The organism is Streptomyces sp. NPDC059909 (assembly GCF_042730885.1).
In the GTDB taxonomy this organism is placed as follows: Bacteria; Actinomycetota; Actinomycetes; order Streptomycetales; family Streptomycetaceae; genus Streptomyces.
Genome location: NZ_JBHWKX010000003.1, coordinates 265,980 through 281,313, shown reverse-complemented (window position 1 = coordinate 281,313; position 15,334 = coordinate 265,980). Strand labels below are relative to the sequence as shown.

Sequence of the window (15,334 nt, the reverse complement as noted above, 5' to 3'; positions counted from 1 at the left end):
GAGAGGGTGCCTCCGGCCAGGGCGTGTCCGGGCAAGGGCCTCCTACGCGCCCTTCGCGGCCCCCGCGGAGAACTTCTCCCACTGGGCCGTGATCACTTCCTCCGGGACTCCCCCGATGTCCTTGGTGTCGGTGATCTCCGCGCGGAAGGAGAGCGTGGTGGAGCCGGAGCGGACGACGGTGAGGTACTCGTACAGCTTCAGCTTCCCCTTCACGTCGAGGATCGTGAAGCGGTACGCCTTCGCCTCGTCGCCGACGGCCGGGGCCTTGGCGGGCTCCACCGTCAGATACTTCGCCTTCGCGATGGCGCGTATCTCGGTGAACCCGGCGGCGCACTCCTTGCCGGCCGTGTCGAGGGCCTTCATGACACCGGCGGCGTCCTTGGGGCTGTAGCTGCGCAGCTGTACGGCGACGGTGGTGCCGATCATCTCGTCGGGCACGTCGACCCGGCGGTGCACCTCGGCTGCGGGGGCGTACGCGGTGGCGCCCTTGGCGAGGCTGACCAGCGGCTGGCAGGTTTCGGGGTCGGCGGTGTACTCCTCGCCGAGCGGGGCGCCGAGGGTGAACTCGGACGCGGTGTACCTGCCGACCTTCTCGCCGTCGGTGAAGGCGAGGGCGGTGAGCTGCTGCTGGGTGAGGGCGCCGGCGGCGGCCGAGCCGCTTCCGGCGCTCGCCGACGGCTTGTCGTCCCCGCCGGGCTTTCCGTCCTTCGCGTCCCCGCCGCAGCCGGCCGTGCCGCTGAGCACGGCACCGGCGAGCGCGACGGCGGCGGCGCGCCGTATCAGCTGGTTTCCCGCCCCGAACATCCTTGCCCCGTTCCTCGGTTGATGTGGCAAGGCCCACCGTATCGGCAGCCGGTGGCGGGGTGTTGTGGCCACCCTCCCCCACGACCCTTCGGGCATGGGGGAGGGTGGGCGCGACTCGCCTCACCGAATGGGGCGGTGGACGTTCTCCCGTTGCGCCGGGCCGGGGGTGGCGTCCGCGATCCAGGGGCCCTCGCCGCTGGGGTCGATGACGCCCTGCTCCAGCCAGGTGTAGGTGCCGGCGAGTACGCCCTTGACCACCTTGCGGTCGAGGTCGTCCGTGTTCGCCCAGAGGCGGCCGAAGAGCTCGTCGACGCGGAGGCGCGACTGGCGGCAGAACGCGTCCGCGAGCTGGTACGCCTCGCGGCCGTGGTCTCCGGTGATCCTCAGGTGCTCCGCGCGTACGCACGCCGCGCTCATCGCGAAGAGTTCGGCGCCGATGTCGACGACCCGGCCGAGGAAGCCCTGCTTGGTCTCCATCCGGCCCTGCCAGCGGGACATCGCGTAGAACGTGGAGCGGGCGAGCTTGCGTGCCGAGCGCTCCACGAACCGCAGGTGCGTGGCGAGGTCGGCGTGGCCGCCGCGGTGGAACTCGGCGTACGAGCCCGGCAGTTGGCCCGGCCCCGCCACGAGCTTCGGCAGCCAGCGGGCGTAGAACGCGGTCGCCTGCGCGCCCGCCTTCGCCTTGTCGCCCAGGGACTTGTCCGGGTCGATGATGTCGCCGGCGACCGCGAGGTGCGCGTCGACCGCCTCGCGGGCGATCAGCAGATGCATGATCTCGGTGGAGCCCTCGAAGATCCGGTTGATCCTCAGGTCGCGCAGCATCTGCTCGGCCGGCACCGCGCGCTCGCCCCGGGCCGCCAGCGACTCCGCGGTCTCGAAGCCACGGCCGCCGCGGATCTGGATCAGTTCGTCGGCGATCAGCCAGGCCATCTCGGAGCCGTACAGCTTGGCGAGTGCCGCCTCGATGCGGATGTCGTTGCGGTCCTCGTCGGCCATCTGGGACGACAGGTCCACGATCGCCTCCAGGGCGAAGGTCGTCGCCGCGATGAAGGAGATCTTCGAGCCGACGGCCTCGTGCTCGGCGACCGGCTTGCCCCACTGCTCACGCACGGCCGACCACTCACGGGCGATCTTCAGCGACCACTTCCCCGCGCCCACGCACATCGCGGGCAACGACAGCCGCCCGGTGTTGAGCGTGGTCAGGGCGATCTTGAGGCCGGCGCCCTCGGGGCCGATGCGGTTCGCGGCCGGGACCCGGACCTGGTGGAAGCGGGTCACACCGTTCTCGAGACCGCGCAGCCCCATGAAGGCGTTCCGGTTCTCGACCGTGATGCCCGGGGATGCCGCCTCGACGACGAAGGCGGTGATGCCGCCCTTGTGGCCGTCGGACCGGGGCACACGGGCCATGACGACGAGGAGGTCGGCGACCACGCCGTTGGTGGTCCAGAGCTTGACGCCGTCGAGGACGTAGTCGTCTCCGTCGGGCACCGCCGTGGTCGCGAGGCGCGCCGGGTCGGAGCCCACGTCCGGCTCGGTGAGCAGGAACGCCGTGATGTCCGTACGAGCACATCGCGGCAGGAACGCGTCCTTCTGCTCCGGCGTGCCGAAGAGCTTGAGCGGCTGCGGTACGCCGATGGACTGGTGCGCGGAGAGCAGCGCACCCACGGCCGGGCTGGCGGAGCCGACGAGGCCGAGGGCCTTGTTGTAGTACACCTGGGTGAGCCCGAGCCCGCCGTACTTCGGGTCGATCTTCATGCCGAGGGCGCCGAGCTCCTTGAGCCCGCTGATCACCTCGTCCGGGATCCGGGCCTCGCGCTCGATGCGTGCGCTGTCGATCCGTGTCTCGCAGAAGTCGCGCAGCTTGGCGAGGAACTGCTCGCCGCGCTGGACGTCCTCGGGGGACGGCATCGGATGGGGGTGGATCAGGTCGAGCCGGAAGCGGCCCAGGAACAGTTCCTTGGCGAAGCTGGGCTTGCGCCAGCCCTGTTCGCGGGCGGCCTCGGCGACCTGGCGGGCTTCCCGTTCGGAGACCTTGGGCGCGGATTGCGGTGTGGATGGGGCGGACATGAGGGACTCACCTCGCCGCAGCGTCGGGGGCGGCCGCACGGAATTACCGTACGGTGCTACTCGTCCGTATCTACCCGATTACCGAGCGCCTCACCAGTCCTGCGGCGCACCCGGGTGTACGCGTGCACACAGAGACACGAAGACGGCCGGAGCCCCCGCACAGTGGGCTCCGGCCGTCGGCTCGGGTGTTACTACAGGGCCAGTCCGGTGAGGACGAGCACCCGCTCGTACGTGTAGTCGTCCATCGCGTACCTGACGCCCTCGCGGCCCACGCCGGACTGCTTGACGCCGCCGTACGGCATCTGGTCGGCGCGGTAGGACGGGACGTCGCCGACGATTACGCCGCCGACCTCGAGTGCGCGGTGGGCGCGGAACGCGGTCTGCAGGTCACGGGTGAAGACGCCGGTCTGCAGACCGAACTTGGAGTTGTTGACCTCGGCGAAGGCCTCGGCCTCGCCGTCGACCCGGTGCAGGGTCAGGACCGGGCCGAAGGCCTCCTCGCAGGCGAGGGTGGCGTCGGCCGGCAGGTCGGCGAGCACGGTCGGGGCGTAGGTCGCGCCGTCGCGCTTGCCGCCGGTGAGCAGCTTCGCGCCGCCGGAGACGGCCTCGTCGACCCAGGACTCGACGCGCTTGGCCGCGTCCTCGCTGACGAGCGGGCCGACGTCGGTCGCGTCGTCGGACGGGTCGCCGGTGCCCTGCGCCTCGACAGCGGCGACGAGCTTCGGGACGAGCCGGTCGTAGACCGACGCATCGGCGATGACGCGCTGCACGGAGATGCAGGACTGGCCGCCCTGGTAGTTGGCGAAGGTGGCGATCCGGGTCGCGGCCCGGTCGAGGTCCTCCTCGGAGGACCAGTCGGCGAGGACGACGGCCGCGGCGTTGCCGCCGAGCTCCAGGGTGCAGTGCTTGTGCGGCACGGACTCCTGGATGGCGTAGCCGACCTTGTCCGAGCCGGTGAAGGAGATCACCGGCAGGCGCTCGTCCTTGACCAGGGCGGGCATGGACTCGTTCAGGACCGGCAGGACGGACCAGGAGCCGGCGGGCAGCTCGGTCTCGGCCAGCAGCTCGCCGAGGATCAGGCCGGAGAGCGGGGTCGCGGGCGCCGGCTTGAGGATGATCGGCGCGCCGACCGCGATGGCCGGGGCGATCTTGTGGGCGCAGAGGTTCAGCGGGAAGTTGAACGGCGCGATGCCGAGGACGACGCCCTTGGGGAAGCGGCGGGTGAGCGCGAGGCGGCCCTGGCCACCGGCGTCGGTGTCGAGGCGCTGGGCCTCGCCGCCGTTGAAGCGGCGGGCCTCCTCGGCGGCGAAGCGGAAGACGGATACGGCACGGCCGACCTCGCCACGGGCCCACTTGATGGGCTTGCCGTTCTCGGCGGAGATCAGCTGGGCGATCTCCTCGGTCCGCTCGACCAGACGCCTGGACACGTGGTCGAGGGCGGCGGCACGTACATGGGCGGGGGTCGCCGCGAACTCGTCCACGACGGCGTGCGCGGCGGCCACGGCCTCCTCGACCTGGGCCTCGGTCGGCACGGACACGGTGCCGACGACGCGGCCGTCCCACGGGGACGTGACGTCGAAGGTGGCGTCGCCGGTGGCCTGGCGGCCGGCGAGCCAGAAGGCGTGGGTCGAAGTCATCTGCGGTCCCGGCCCTTCCGAAGTAGTGGGGTTCTCTCCTCCACACGGTAGGGGTGTGGGCCGGGATCGTGGTTTGTCCGCGTTGGAGTGGTCGGCGGGACGGTCTGGCCGCTTTGGCGAGTGCGCAGGTCAGCGACTGCTTTCCCGGCCGCGGCGTTCCGTGCTGACGATCAGGCACACACCCGCCACGACCACGGCGCCGCCGAGGGCGATCGGCCAGGTCAGCTGCTCGTTGAGGATCAGCGCGCCGAGGAGTACGGCGACGACCGGGTTGACGTACGCGTACGTGGCGACGAGCGAGAGCGGCGCGGAGTGGAGCAGCCAGGCGTACGCCGTGAACGCGATGAGCGAGCCGAAGACGACGAGATAGGCGAGGGCGGTCCAGGAGCGGCCCGACACGTCACCGAGCACGAAGCCGTGCTGCTCGCCCCGGCCGAGGCCGACCAGCAGACAGCCGATGCCGCCCGCGACCATTTCGTACGCGCTCGCCGCGAAGGGGTTGGCAGGCATGGGGATGCGGGCGGAGGAGAAGGAGCCGACCGACCACATGACGGTCGCCCCGATCACGGTGAGGACGCCCCACAGGCGTACGTCGCCGCTCAGCCCGGGGAGGGTCAGCACGGCGAGGCCCGCGAGCCCGAGCAGGACACCGCTGTACGCGCCGATGCCGGGCCGCTCGCCGAAGGCCCTGCGCAGCACGACGACCCAGGCGGGGACCACGGCGATGAGGAGGGCGGTGAGCCCGGAGGGCACGGCGGTCTCGGCGAGGACGACGAGTCCGTTGCCGCCGAGGAGGAGCAGCAGACCGACGACCGCTGCGGAGGTGAGCTGGGCACGGGTGGCCTTCAGCGCGGAGGGGCCCTGCCGCCAGGCGATGATCGCGGAGAGGATCAGTCCGGCGGCGATGAAGCGGGCGCCGGCGGACAGGAACGGGGGCATCGTCTCGACGACGACGCGGATGCCGAGATACGTCGATCCCCAGACGACGTACACGATGGCGAGCGCGCCCCAGACGGCCCCGGATATCCGGCGCCCGGGTGCGGGGGATGCGGTGGGGATGCCCGGTGCTTCGGCGGCGGGGGCGTCGGGGCAGGGAGCGGGTTGCGTCATCGGTCCTTCTCGTCCTCGTCTCGCGGACGGGCGGCGGGTGCCTCCCCGTCGCTGGAGATCACGAGGCAGGACCCTAGTGCTTCAGCAACCAAAAGCCAGAATTCCTGCCCGACTTCGGGCAGGCGGGCGGGAAATTTCCTGCGGTGCCGGAACGGAGACGGCTTGCCGGCGCCTGAGGCGGGCCTCCTCCCCGCCCCGCCCCTCCCGAACCGGGGCTCCGCCCCAGGCCCCGTTCCGGGGCTCCATCGCCGGACCCCGCGCCTCCAGCGCCGGCGGGGCTCCTTCGGAGCCCGTCCGGCGCTTGAGGGCGAACGCCCCGGTCCACCGAGCGGTACGGGGAGGCGCCCGCAGGGCAGGGCAGAGGGCAGGGCGGGGCCCCGAGGGGTCACTCGCGGGTGGGGCCCTCCGTCGCCTTCAGGGCCAGCCAGAGCTCCATGCGGACGTCCGGGTCGTCCAGGGAGCGGCCGAGTATCTCCTCGACGCGGCGCATGCGATAGCGCAGCGTGTGGCGGTGGACGCCCAGGTCGGCGGCCGCCGCGTCCCACTGGCCGTGGCGGGAGAGCCAGGCGCGGAGGGAGGCGACGAGGTCGCCGCGGCCGGTCGCGTCGTGTTCGTACAGGGCGCGGAGCATGCCGTCGGCGAAGGCACGTACAGCGTCGTCCGCAAGGAGCGGCAGGACGGAGCCGGCGGCGAGCTCCTCGTGCTCGACAAGGGCGCGGCCGCGGCGGCGGGCGACGGACAGGGCCTGCTCGGCCTGCTTGTACGCCGACGCGGCGGCGATCGGGCCGGTCGGGGCGGACATGCCGACGACGATGCCCGCCTCCTCGGCCTCCCGTTCCGGATACGACTCGCAGGCGGCCACGACCGCTCCCCCGTCGGCCGCCAGGACGACGAGCCGGTCGTCGCCCTCGGGAACGGTCAGCATCGCCTCGCCCGACCGGGACGCCGCGGACTCCAGCGACTCGGCGAGCGCGTGCACGGGATGCTCGGCGGCCGGGTCCGGCTCGCCCGCCTGCTCGGCGATCAGCAGCCGGAAGGGGGCGTCGAGGAGCTCGCCGTACAGATCCCCGGCGACCGCGCGGGCGTGGTCGGGCTGCCCGGACAGCATCATCCGCACCACCGCGGCGCCGAGGCGCTGCTCGGCGGCCTGGAGTGAGCGGGAACGTTCCGTCGTCAGCGTCAGCAGGGCGACGGCGGAGTGCACGGCGTACCGCTCGGCCGTCCCCAGCGGGGCGCCCGTGCCGACGGCGAGCGCGCCCCGCACCCTCCGGCCGGTACCCAGCGACTGCAGCTCGACCCGGTCCTCCGTCCCGCCCACGACGGCGCTGGCGGGCGCCGGCCGCTCGCGCAGCCGCTCGACGTCGGCGGTGAGCCGGGCCGCGCGCCGGGCTGCCCAGTCGGGGGCGGCCGCGACGACGGCGCCGGACGCGTCGTAGAGCGCGGCCCAGCCGTCGACGTGCGAGGCGAGCCTGGCCAGCAGCGCGGCAGGGCCCTCGGCGAGTGCGGCGCGGGTCAGCTCGCGCTGGGCCTCGAAGCCCGCGGTCACGGCCCGGTACTGGTCAGCGGCGATGGCGGCCGACACGGCCTTGCTGATGGCGAGGAAGGGGGTGCGGCGCGGCACTTCGAGGAGCGGGAAGTCCTCCTCCTTGGCCACGTCCAGCAGGGCCTCGGGGATGTCGTCATAGTTGACCCCGACGGCGAAGCCGAGCCCGACCACTCCGGCGCCGACCAGTCGCCGCACATAGCGGCGCATCGCCTCGTGGTCCGCGGCGTCCAGCGTCGTCGCGGTGACGAGAAGCAGCTCGCCGCCCTCCATGTACGGCACGGGGTCGGCGAGCTCGCTGACGTGCGCCCAGCGCACGGGGGTCCCGAGCCGGTCCTCCCCGGCGCGCACGGTCAGTTTGAGCGCGGAGTGCTGGACAAGCTGGGCGAGGGTGACCGGCATGGGACCGCGTGCTTTCGGCAGAGGGTGAGTGCTTCTGGGGTTTTTCGCCGTCCCGTATGAACGGCACACCTCGATTCTGCCACCGCGTACGAGTGGCCGGGTCGGGTCCGGTCGGTCGGGCCGGACCCGACCGCACCAGCCGGGGTCAGGTCCGCAGATCCACCAGCAGCGGCGGGGTGTGTTCGCCCCGCACCGAAGCGAGGGACAGCACCGCATGTCCGGCCGGTACGGAGTGCGCCAGCTCGGACGCCGACCAGCGCTCCCGCTCGACCTCACGGACCGTCACCGCTTCGGCGGTGGCGGCCTTTCCGGTCACCAGGCGCCGCATGAAGTGCAGCGCCTTGGTCAGCGGTTCGTCCGAGATGATCTGCCGGTTGGTGACGTCCCGGGTCTGCACCCACTCGGTGCCCCAGGTCTCCGCGAAGCGCCCGCCGTCCCAGGGCGCGAGCCCGGCGAAGGCCATCCGGCATCCCACGGCGCCCAGCAGCGGCCCGCGCAGCGCCTCGGGCACGTCCTCCAGCGTCCGCAGCGACAGCACGACCCCGGCGTTCGCGGAGCGCAGCCGCTGCACGGCCCGCACCGAGTCCGCCGTGACGGTGTACGTGGCGTCGTCGAGCACCAGGCAGGCGAAGAGCGAGCGGTCGGTGCGGGCGAGCGCGGCCTCGGTGAACTGGGCGAGGACGAGCCGGGCGATGATCCGGGACGCCTCGGCGTGGCCGCGCTCGGGCAGGTCGACACGGACCCGCAGCGGATGCTCGATGGCCCGCAGCGAGAACTGCCGGCCGGGCTCCCTCGTACGGAAGAACGGCGCGAACGCGGGCCGGTCGAGGAACGCGATCCGCTCGGCGAGCAGCACACCGACGTCGTCCGCGCGCTCCGACTGGCGCCCGCGGGCGTCGAGTTCACGGAGCTGGGAGGCCTCGCCGGCCGCCTCCAGGGCCGTGCGCAGCTCGCCGAGCGCGGCCGGCGCGCCTCCGACGAGTTCGCGCAGCTCCGGCACGGCCGGGAAGTGGCCGTGGACGCTCCGGTACGGCCCGATCAGCTGGGCGAGCGCGGTGGCGGCCCGGCGGCTGTCGACCGTCAGGTCGCCGACGAGCGCCTCGGCGAGGATGCGGGCGGCCTCGTCGGGGTCGTCGGCGCCGCCGTAGAGGTCGAGGTCGTGCGTGGACTCGGGCCGTCCGAGGGCGATGACGAGGTCGAAGGCGTCGTCGGGGGCGAGCGCCGTGCCGTGGGCGGTGACGGCGACGACGGCGGCCCGGTTGGCGAGCGCCTGCAGGCACATGGCCTCGACGACGGGTCGTACGAGCCGCACGGTCTTGCCGGACCCGGAGGGGCCGACGGCCAGCAGTGAGGTCCCCAGGAGCGCGGGTTCGAGGGCGACACCGGTGGTGCGGCGGGCGTAGGGGTTGCGGGGGTGGTCGGCGGCGGTGCCGATCCGGACCTGCCCGGTGGCGAGGTCGTGGGCGGCCGTGCGGACAGGCAGGTCCCGTAGGCCCGAGGGGTGCGCGCAGGCGGCGGGGCCGTCGGCGCGGACGGCGTCGGTGAAGGCGGGCAGGCGCTCGGGCCGGGTGCGGACGCCCTGCCAGGCGCGGCGGATCCGGGCGTAGTCGACATCGCCGAGCCTGCCCTTCCTCGTCGCCTCGGCGAGGGTGCGCGCCGCCTCGTCGAGCCCGGCGGCACGCAACTCGGGCCAGTCGGCGGGGTCGTGCGCAGGCGCGGGAGGGGGCGCAGCGGGCGCCGACACCGGGCTGCTGCGCAGCGCCCGGCGCCACCGCCCGACCTTGGCGAACGGCCACAGCACGGGCAGGGCGATCACTGCATAGAGTGTGTAGCTCACTGCTGCCGCGACAAACCGATTGCCGCCACCCTGCAGCCAGGACTCGGGCACCGACCGGAGGACGAGGTCCACGCCCGGAACGGTCCTCGTCCAGACGAGCAGCAGGACTACGGCCGCGCCGACGGCCGTGCTGGCCACGGCGGCCTTGGGCCCGCGGACTTCCGTGAAGCGCGCGAACGCCTCTCGACAGTTGCCCAGGCGGCCGAACCCGTACACGAGCGCTCCGGTGATCAGCAGCTGGTAGATGTCCAGAGCGTTCGCCGCGCCCAGCGGCATCGGCTCGTCGCCGAAGCTGACCCACCAGTCCCGCGGCGTGAACAGCTCCAGCGGGATTCGCCAGTAAGGGATGTAACCGTTCGTCCAGAGCGACCACACCAGGACGCAGGCCAGGAACGAGATCACGGCGCCGCTCAGCAGCGCGCGATCCTGCGTGGTCACTGGCTCCTCGGCCGGCCGGGGCACATGACCGTACCGCCACACACCGGGCTCGCCCTCAGGGCGCGGCGTCCTCAGCCATTCGGAGAGCGGCGGCCGGAGGGCGGGAGGCTCTACCGGCATCGGCGGCAGCCCACGCGGCGGAGGCCCGGCGGGGCGCGGGACGGAGTGCGGGGCCGGGTGTGCCTGGTGTGCGCTCCCTGAGCTGCCCGCCCGCGAACCGCGCGCGTCGTACGTGCCTTCGGTGTCCATGAACCCTGCCCCCTGACCAGCCAGGACCGCGTCTGTGCCACCGTCAATCTAGTGCCCGTCGGCGGGGAGTTCAGCGAGTACGCCGTGGGCGAGCCGCTGCAGCGCGGCGCTGTCTCGGCACCGAGTACGAGATGGGAGTGGTCCTCCAGCAGCTCGACCATCCGCGTGGAACGCGGCGGGCCGCTCGGCGGGCGGGGCACCGGGGCCGAGCGGGGCGCGCCACGCAGGTCCGGGGGCCTCCCTCGGGAAAGCAACAGCACCGACCCCGGCTGAAGCAGCCATCCTGGAAGGAGCCCGATGCTCCCGGAGGGAATCCCGAGGCGTACTGCTCTATGTCCGTGGCGGACAACGACACGCCCCGACCACTCCCGAACGGAGCATGCCCGACCCCCAGACCCGGACCTAGCCTGCGAAGAAAGCAGAAGTGCGTCCGAAAGACACCCCCAGGAGCCCTCATGACCGCAATCCCGCAGGAGCGCCGCGTCGTCACCGCCATTCCCGGCCCGAAGTCGCAGGAGCTGCAGGCCCGTCGTCTCTCCGCGGTCGCGGGCGGCGTGGGCTCCGTGCTGCCGGTGTTCACCGCCCGCGCCGGTGGCGGCATCATCGAGGACGTCGACGGCAACCGCCTCATCGACTTCGGCTCCGGCATCGCCGTGACCTCCGTGGGCGCCTCCGCCGAGGCCGTCGTGCGCCGCGCGTCCGCCCAGCTGCAGGACTTCACGCACACCTGTTTCATGGTCACCCCGTACGAGGGCTACGTGGAGGTCTGTGAGGCCCTCGCCGAGCTCACCCCGGGCGACCACGCCAAGAAGTCCGCGCTGTTCAACTCCGGCGCCGAGGCCGTCGAGAACGCCGTCAAGATCGCGCGTTCGTACACCAAGCGCCAGGCCGTCGTTGTCTTCGACCACGGCTACCACGGCCGCACGAACCTCACGATGGCGCTGACCGCCAAGAACATGCCGTACAAGCACGGCTTCGGCCCGTTCGCCCCCGAGGTCTACCGCGTGCCGGTGGCGTACGGCTACCGCTGGCCGACCGGCCCGGAGAACTGCGGCCCCGAGGCCGCCGCCCAGGCCATCGACCAGATCACCAAGCAGATCGGTCCCGACAACGTCGCCGCGATCATCATCGAGCCGGTCCTCGGCGAGGGCGGCTTCATCGAGCCGGCCAAGGGCTTCCTCCCGGCGATCGCGCAGTTCGCCAAGGACAACGGCATCGTCTTCGTCGCCGACGAGATCCAGTCCGGCTTCTGCCGCACCGGCCAGTGGTTCGCCTGCGAGGACGAGGGCGTCGTCCCGGACCTGATCACCACCGCCAAGGGCATCGCGGGCGGTCTGCCGCTCGCCGCCGTCACCGGCCGCGCCGAGATCATGGACGCCCCGCACGCGGGCGGCCTGGGCGGCACCTACGGCGGTAACCCGGTGGCCTGCGCCGGTGCCCTCGGCGCCATCGAGACCATGCGCGAGCTGGACCTCAACGGCAAGGCCAAGCGCATCGAGGAGGTCATGAAGGGCCGCCTCGCCGCCATGCAGGAGAAGTACGAGATCATCGGCGACATCCGCGGCCGCGGCGCCATGATCGCGATCGAGCTGGTGAAGGACCCGGCCACCAAGGAGCCGAACCCCGAGGCCACCGGCGCGCTCGCCAAGGCCTGCCACGCCGAGGGTCTGCTCGTCCTGACCTGCGGCACGTACGGCAACGTGCTCCGCTTCCTGCCGCCGCTGGTCATCGGCGAGGACCTGCTGAACGAGGGCCTGGACATCCTCGAGGCCGCGTTCGCCACGGTCTGAGCCGGGCGGCTGGGGTGTGACCCCCAGTAATCGCGCGTTCCCTGTGAAGAAGGTGTGGGGGGCCAATGGCGGGATGGAATTCCGGCTGTTGGTCCCCCTCCTGCTGCCGTACGGTTTCTGCAGATGAGAGAAACACCCCGCCCGCAGGGGACTGCGAGCGATTCCAGGCCGGAGCCTCCCCAGCCCCGACCTGGCCGTGCCCTCGCGCACACCACCGGAGCCTCTGGGTCCGGAACTCCTCACCGATCGGATGGCCGCCCGCCCCAAACCCCCCGGGGCGCGCGGCAAACCGATCCAGGCGGCCGCCTCGGAACCACCCCCCCTGTTCCGGGGCGGTCGGCTCTTTCCCGGCTTTCCGGCGCCCGGCTCTCCCTCGCCCGGGTTTCCGGCGCCCTTCCTCCCCCGATTCGGGCCTCCCTGGTCTCGTCGCTTCCCCCGGCGTTCTGCGTCGCCCTCTTCGCGCTGATCACCTGGCAGGTCGCCGCGCACGGTCCGCTGCGCGCCCTGGACGAGCGCCTGGACCGTGCCCTCGTGGGCGAAGGCCCCGCCGGACTCACCGAATTCCTCGCCGACCTCGGCAACATGCCGGTCGCGCTGCCGGTGCTCGCCGCGGCCGTCGCGTACGCGCTGTACCGACGGCGTCGCCACCAGGCCCTGGCCGTCGCCCTCGCCATGGCCCTCGTACCGGCGCTCGTCGCCCCGCTCAAGGAACTCACCGACCGTCCGGGGCCGCTGACCGCCGAGACCGGCTACTTCCCGTCGGGGCACGCGGCCACGGCGATGGTGGCCTACATGGGCGCGGCACTGCTCGTCGGCAGACGGCTGATGCCCGTCGCCGTCCTGCTCACGGTGGCGACGGGCACCGGCCTCGTCCTGCGCGGTTACCACTGGCCCCTGGACGTCCTGGGCAGCTGGTGTCTGTGCGGGGTCCTGCTGCCGGCGGTCACCAGGAGTATTCGTCGAAGTTCCGGGAGAACTCCCCGCCGCCGTACCGGTCCCAGTTGATCGACCAGGTCATGAGCCCGCGCAGCCCCGGCCACCTCCCGTGGGTCTGGTAGGAGCCGCAGTTGGTGCCCTTGGTCAGGCAGTCCAGCGCCTTGTCGACCTCGGCGGGCGGCGTGTGGCCGTTGCCGGCCGTCGTCGTGGCGGGCAGACCGATCGCCACCTGCTCCGGGCGCAGGGCCGGGAAGAACCTCGACTGGTCCTTGGCGACCGGGAAGCCGGTGAGGAGCATGTCGGTCATGGAGATGTGGAAGTCCGCGTTCCCCATGGTGTGGTACTGGTCGTCGAGGCCCATGATCGGGCCCGAGTTGTAGTGCTGGACGTGCAGCAGGGTGAGGTCGTCGCGCAGGGCGTGGATGACCGGGAGGTACGCCCCGCAGCGCGGGTCCTGGCCGCCGAACGGCCCGGAGCCGTAGTACTGGTGGCCGAGCTGCACGAAGAACGTCTCCGGTGCCATGGTCAGCACGAAGTCGTCGCCGTACCTGGCCTTGAGGGTCTTGAGCGCCGAGATCAGGTTGACGACCACCGGGGTGGTGGGGTTGCGGAAGTCGGTGTCGCCCGCGTTCAGCGACAGGGAGTGCCCCTCGAAGTCGATGTCCAGGCCGTCGAGGCCGTAGTCGTCGATGATCTTCGATACGGAGGAGACGAAGGTGTCGCGGGCGGCGGTGGTGGCGAGCTGGACCTGGCCGTTCTGGCCGCCGATGGAGATCAGGACCTTCTTGCCGGCGGCCTGCTTGGCCTTGATGGCGGCCTTGAAGTCGGCGACGGACTCGACGTTCGGGCACTCTCCCCCTGGCACGGCTCCGCCAGCGCCGGGGGGACCCCCAGCCGGGCAGAGGCTGAAGCGGATGTCGCCCGAGGTCACCGAGGTCGGTTCGCCGAAGGCGAGGTTGATGATGTCCCAGGAGTCGGGCACGTCGGCCATGCGCGTGTAGCCGGAGCCGTTGGCGAAGCTCGCGTGGAGATAGCCGACCAGGGCATGGGCGGGCAGGCCGGGCCCGGGGCCGGGACCGCCGCCCGATGCCGTCGTCGCGGTGACGGCCGTGGACTTCGGCGACTCGCCCGCGCTGTTGGTGGCGGTGACCTGGAAGCTGTACGAGGTCGACGCGGCCAGTCCCGTGACGGTGGCCGAGGCGCCGGTCACCGAGAGGACCTCGGTGCCGTTGCGGTAGACGTTGTAGCCGGTCGCCCCGGGGACGGGTGACCAGGAGAGCGGCACGGTGGAGGACGTGGGGGTGCCGGCGCTGAGCCCGGCCGGCGCTGCCGGGATCCCGACCGGGGCGCCGCCCGGGCCGAAGAGGGAGAGGTCGTCGGCCTGGTAGGCGCCGGTGCCGTACCAGCCGTGCGTGTAGACCGTCACGGACGTCGTGGTGGCGCCGGTGCTGAACGTCGTCGTCAGCTTCTGCCAGTCGGGGGCCGACTGGGTCCAGGTCGAGACGTCACTGGTGCCGGTGCCGGACGCCCCGAGGTAGACATAGCTGCCGCGCACCCAACCGCTCAGCGTGTACGAGGAGTTGGGCTGCACCGTGATGGTCTGCGAGCACTTGGCGTTGTCGCTGCCGGCCGGGGTCGCCTGCAGCGCCTTGGTGCCGCTGTGCACGGGGGACGAGACGGCGGCGCCGCTGCCCGCCGTGCAACTCCAGCCGTCCAGGCCGGACTCGAAGCCTCCGTTGCGTGCCAGCTCGGCGTCGGCGGCCTGTGCGGTGTGGGCGGACGCGACGAGTCCGCTCGCGGCGAGGAGAGCCGCCACGACGACGGCGAGAGGTCTGGTGCGGACCACAACTGCCTCCGGGTGTGGGGGGATTCGAGGTGGAACCCGGCACAACATGGTCCAGACCAATCGAGTTGTCAAGACCTCTGACACCGCACCGGTGAGCTCACCCCTTGCCCTCCCCCGCGATCACGGCCGCTGCCTCGTGCATCGACAGCTCCAGCAGCGCCGGATCCGTGAGCGTCCCCGAACCGTCGGGCGGGATCAGCCAGCGCACCCCGCCCGCGGCCCGCCCGGGGTACGGGACGACGATCCAGGTACCGCGCCCGGCGGTGCGTACGCCCGTACCGACCCAGCGCCCGGATGTGCCGGGCGGCACGAAGAAGCCCATGCGGGCGTCGCCGAAGCCGGCGAGGACGGGACCCGGCCGGTCCATGAGCCGGGTCAGGACGTCGAACGTCGGATGGCCGAGCTGCCCCGGCAGGATCAGTACGTCCCAGCGCCTGCCCGCCGGGAGCAGGGCGACCCCCTGGGGGTTGCGCTCCCACTCCCAGCGGCAGGCGTCGGGGTCCGGCGCCACCGACACCAGCCATTGCACCGCAGTCCTGGACCCCGCACCGGTCATGGCCAACAGCCTCCGTCTCCATGTGACGTGCACGCGCGGACAACGCGTTCACACGGGGAGAGCGGGGCGGGCGCCGGCTATTACGCGGGTTTCGGGGACCGGTTGAATCGGCCGTCGGA

At 72.4% G+C, this 15,334-nt stretch carries 10 protein-coding genes; 2 read left to right on the top strand and 8 right to left on the bottom strand.

Features of this window, described 5'->3' with window-relative positions; all coding sequences use genetic code 11:
* Nucleotides 1-42: 42 nt before the first annotated feature.
* The 6 genes from ACFV9O_RS04965 to ACFV9O_RS04940 all read right to left on the bottom strand — a co-directional run bounded on the left by ACFV9O_RS04965 (nucleotide 43) and on the right by ACFV9O_RS04940 (nucleotide 10,087).
* On the bottom strand, nucleotides 43-804 hold the full coding sequence (locus ACFV9O_RS04965; RefSeq protein ID WP_385412357.1) for a hypothetical protein: 762 nt from the start codon (nucleotides 802-804) through the stop codon (nucleotides 43-45).
* Nucleotides 805-924: 120 nt separating this feature from the next.
* Nucleotides 925-2,871, bottom strand: coding sequence for an acyl-CoA dehydrogenase family protein (locus ACFV9O_RS04960; RefSeq protein WP_385412354.1), 1,947 nt, complete (start codon nucleotides 2,869-2,871; stop codon nucleotides 925-927).
* A gap of 191 nt (nucleotides 2,872-3,062) precedes the next feature.
* Nucleotides 3,063-4,508 carry an aldehyde dehydrogenase family protein gene (locus ACFV9O_RS04955; RefSeq protein WP_385412352.1) on the bottom strand — a complete coding sequence of 482 codons (1,446 nt, stop codon included), beginning with the start codon at nucleotides 4,506-4,508 and terminating at the stop codon, nucleotides 3,063-3,065.
* Between the two features lie 129 nt (nucleotides 4,509-4,637).
* Nucleotides 4,638-5,618 (bottom strand): EamA family transporter, encoded by a 981-nt coding sequence (locus ACFV9O_RS04950; protein ID WP_385412349.1) that lies wholly within the window; start codon nucleotides 5,616-5,618, stop codon nucleotides 4,638-4,640.
* Between the two features lie 385 nt (nucleotides 5,619-6,003).
* On the bottom strand, nucleotides 6,004-7,563 hold the full coding sequence (locus tag ACFV9O_RS04945) for a PucR family transcriptional regulator (RefSeq protein WP_385412346.1): 1,560 nt from the start codon (nucleotides 7,561-7,563) through the stop codon (nucleotides 6,004-6,006).
* Nucleotides 7,564-7,708: 145 nt separating this feature from the next.
* A complete protein-coding gene (locus ACFV9O_RS04940; RefSeq protein WP_385412345.1) occupies nucleotides 7,709-10,087 on the bottom strand; it encodes an ATP/GTP-binding protein in 2,379 nt (792 codons plus the stop codon).
* A 455-nt stretch (nucleotides 10,088-10,542) separates the two neighbouring features.
* Between ACFV9O_RS04940 and gabT the strand changes: the two genes are divergently transcribed.
* A complete protein-coding gene (gene gabT, locus ACFV9O_RS04935) occupies nucleotides 10,543-11,877 on the top strand; it encodes a 4-aminobutyrate--2-oxoglutarate transaminase (protein ID WP_385412342.1) in 1,335 nt (444 codons plus the stop codon).
* 123 nt (nucleotides 11,878-12,000) lie between these two features.
* Entirely contained in the window at nucleotides 12,001-12,882 is an 882-nt protein-coding gene (locus ACFV9O_RS04930; RefSeq protein WP_385412339.1) for a phosphatase PAP2 family protein, read from the top strand.
* Here the strand turns inward: ACFV9O_RS04930 and ACFV9O_RS04925 are convergent.
* Entirely contained in the window at nucleotides 12,821-14,659 is a 1,839-nt protein-coding gene (locus tag ACFV9O_RS04925; RefSeq protein WP_385412336.1) for a chitinase, read from the bottom strand. The two genes, ACFV9O_RS04930 and ACFV9O_RS04925, sit on opposite strands and share 62 nt — an antisense overlap.
* Before the next feature lie 97 nt (nucleotides 14,660-14,756).
* Nucleotides 14,757-15,215 carry a hypothetical protein gene (locus ACFV9O_RS04920; RefSeq protein WP_385412334.1) on the bottom strand — a complete coding sequence of 153 codons (459 nt, stop codon included), beginning with the start codon at nucleotides 15,213-15,215 and terminating at the stop codon, nucleotides 14,757-14,759.
* Nucleotides 15,216-15,334 lie beyond the last annotated feature (119 nt).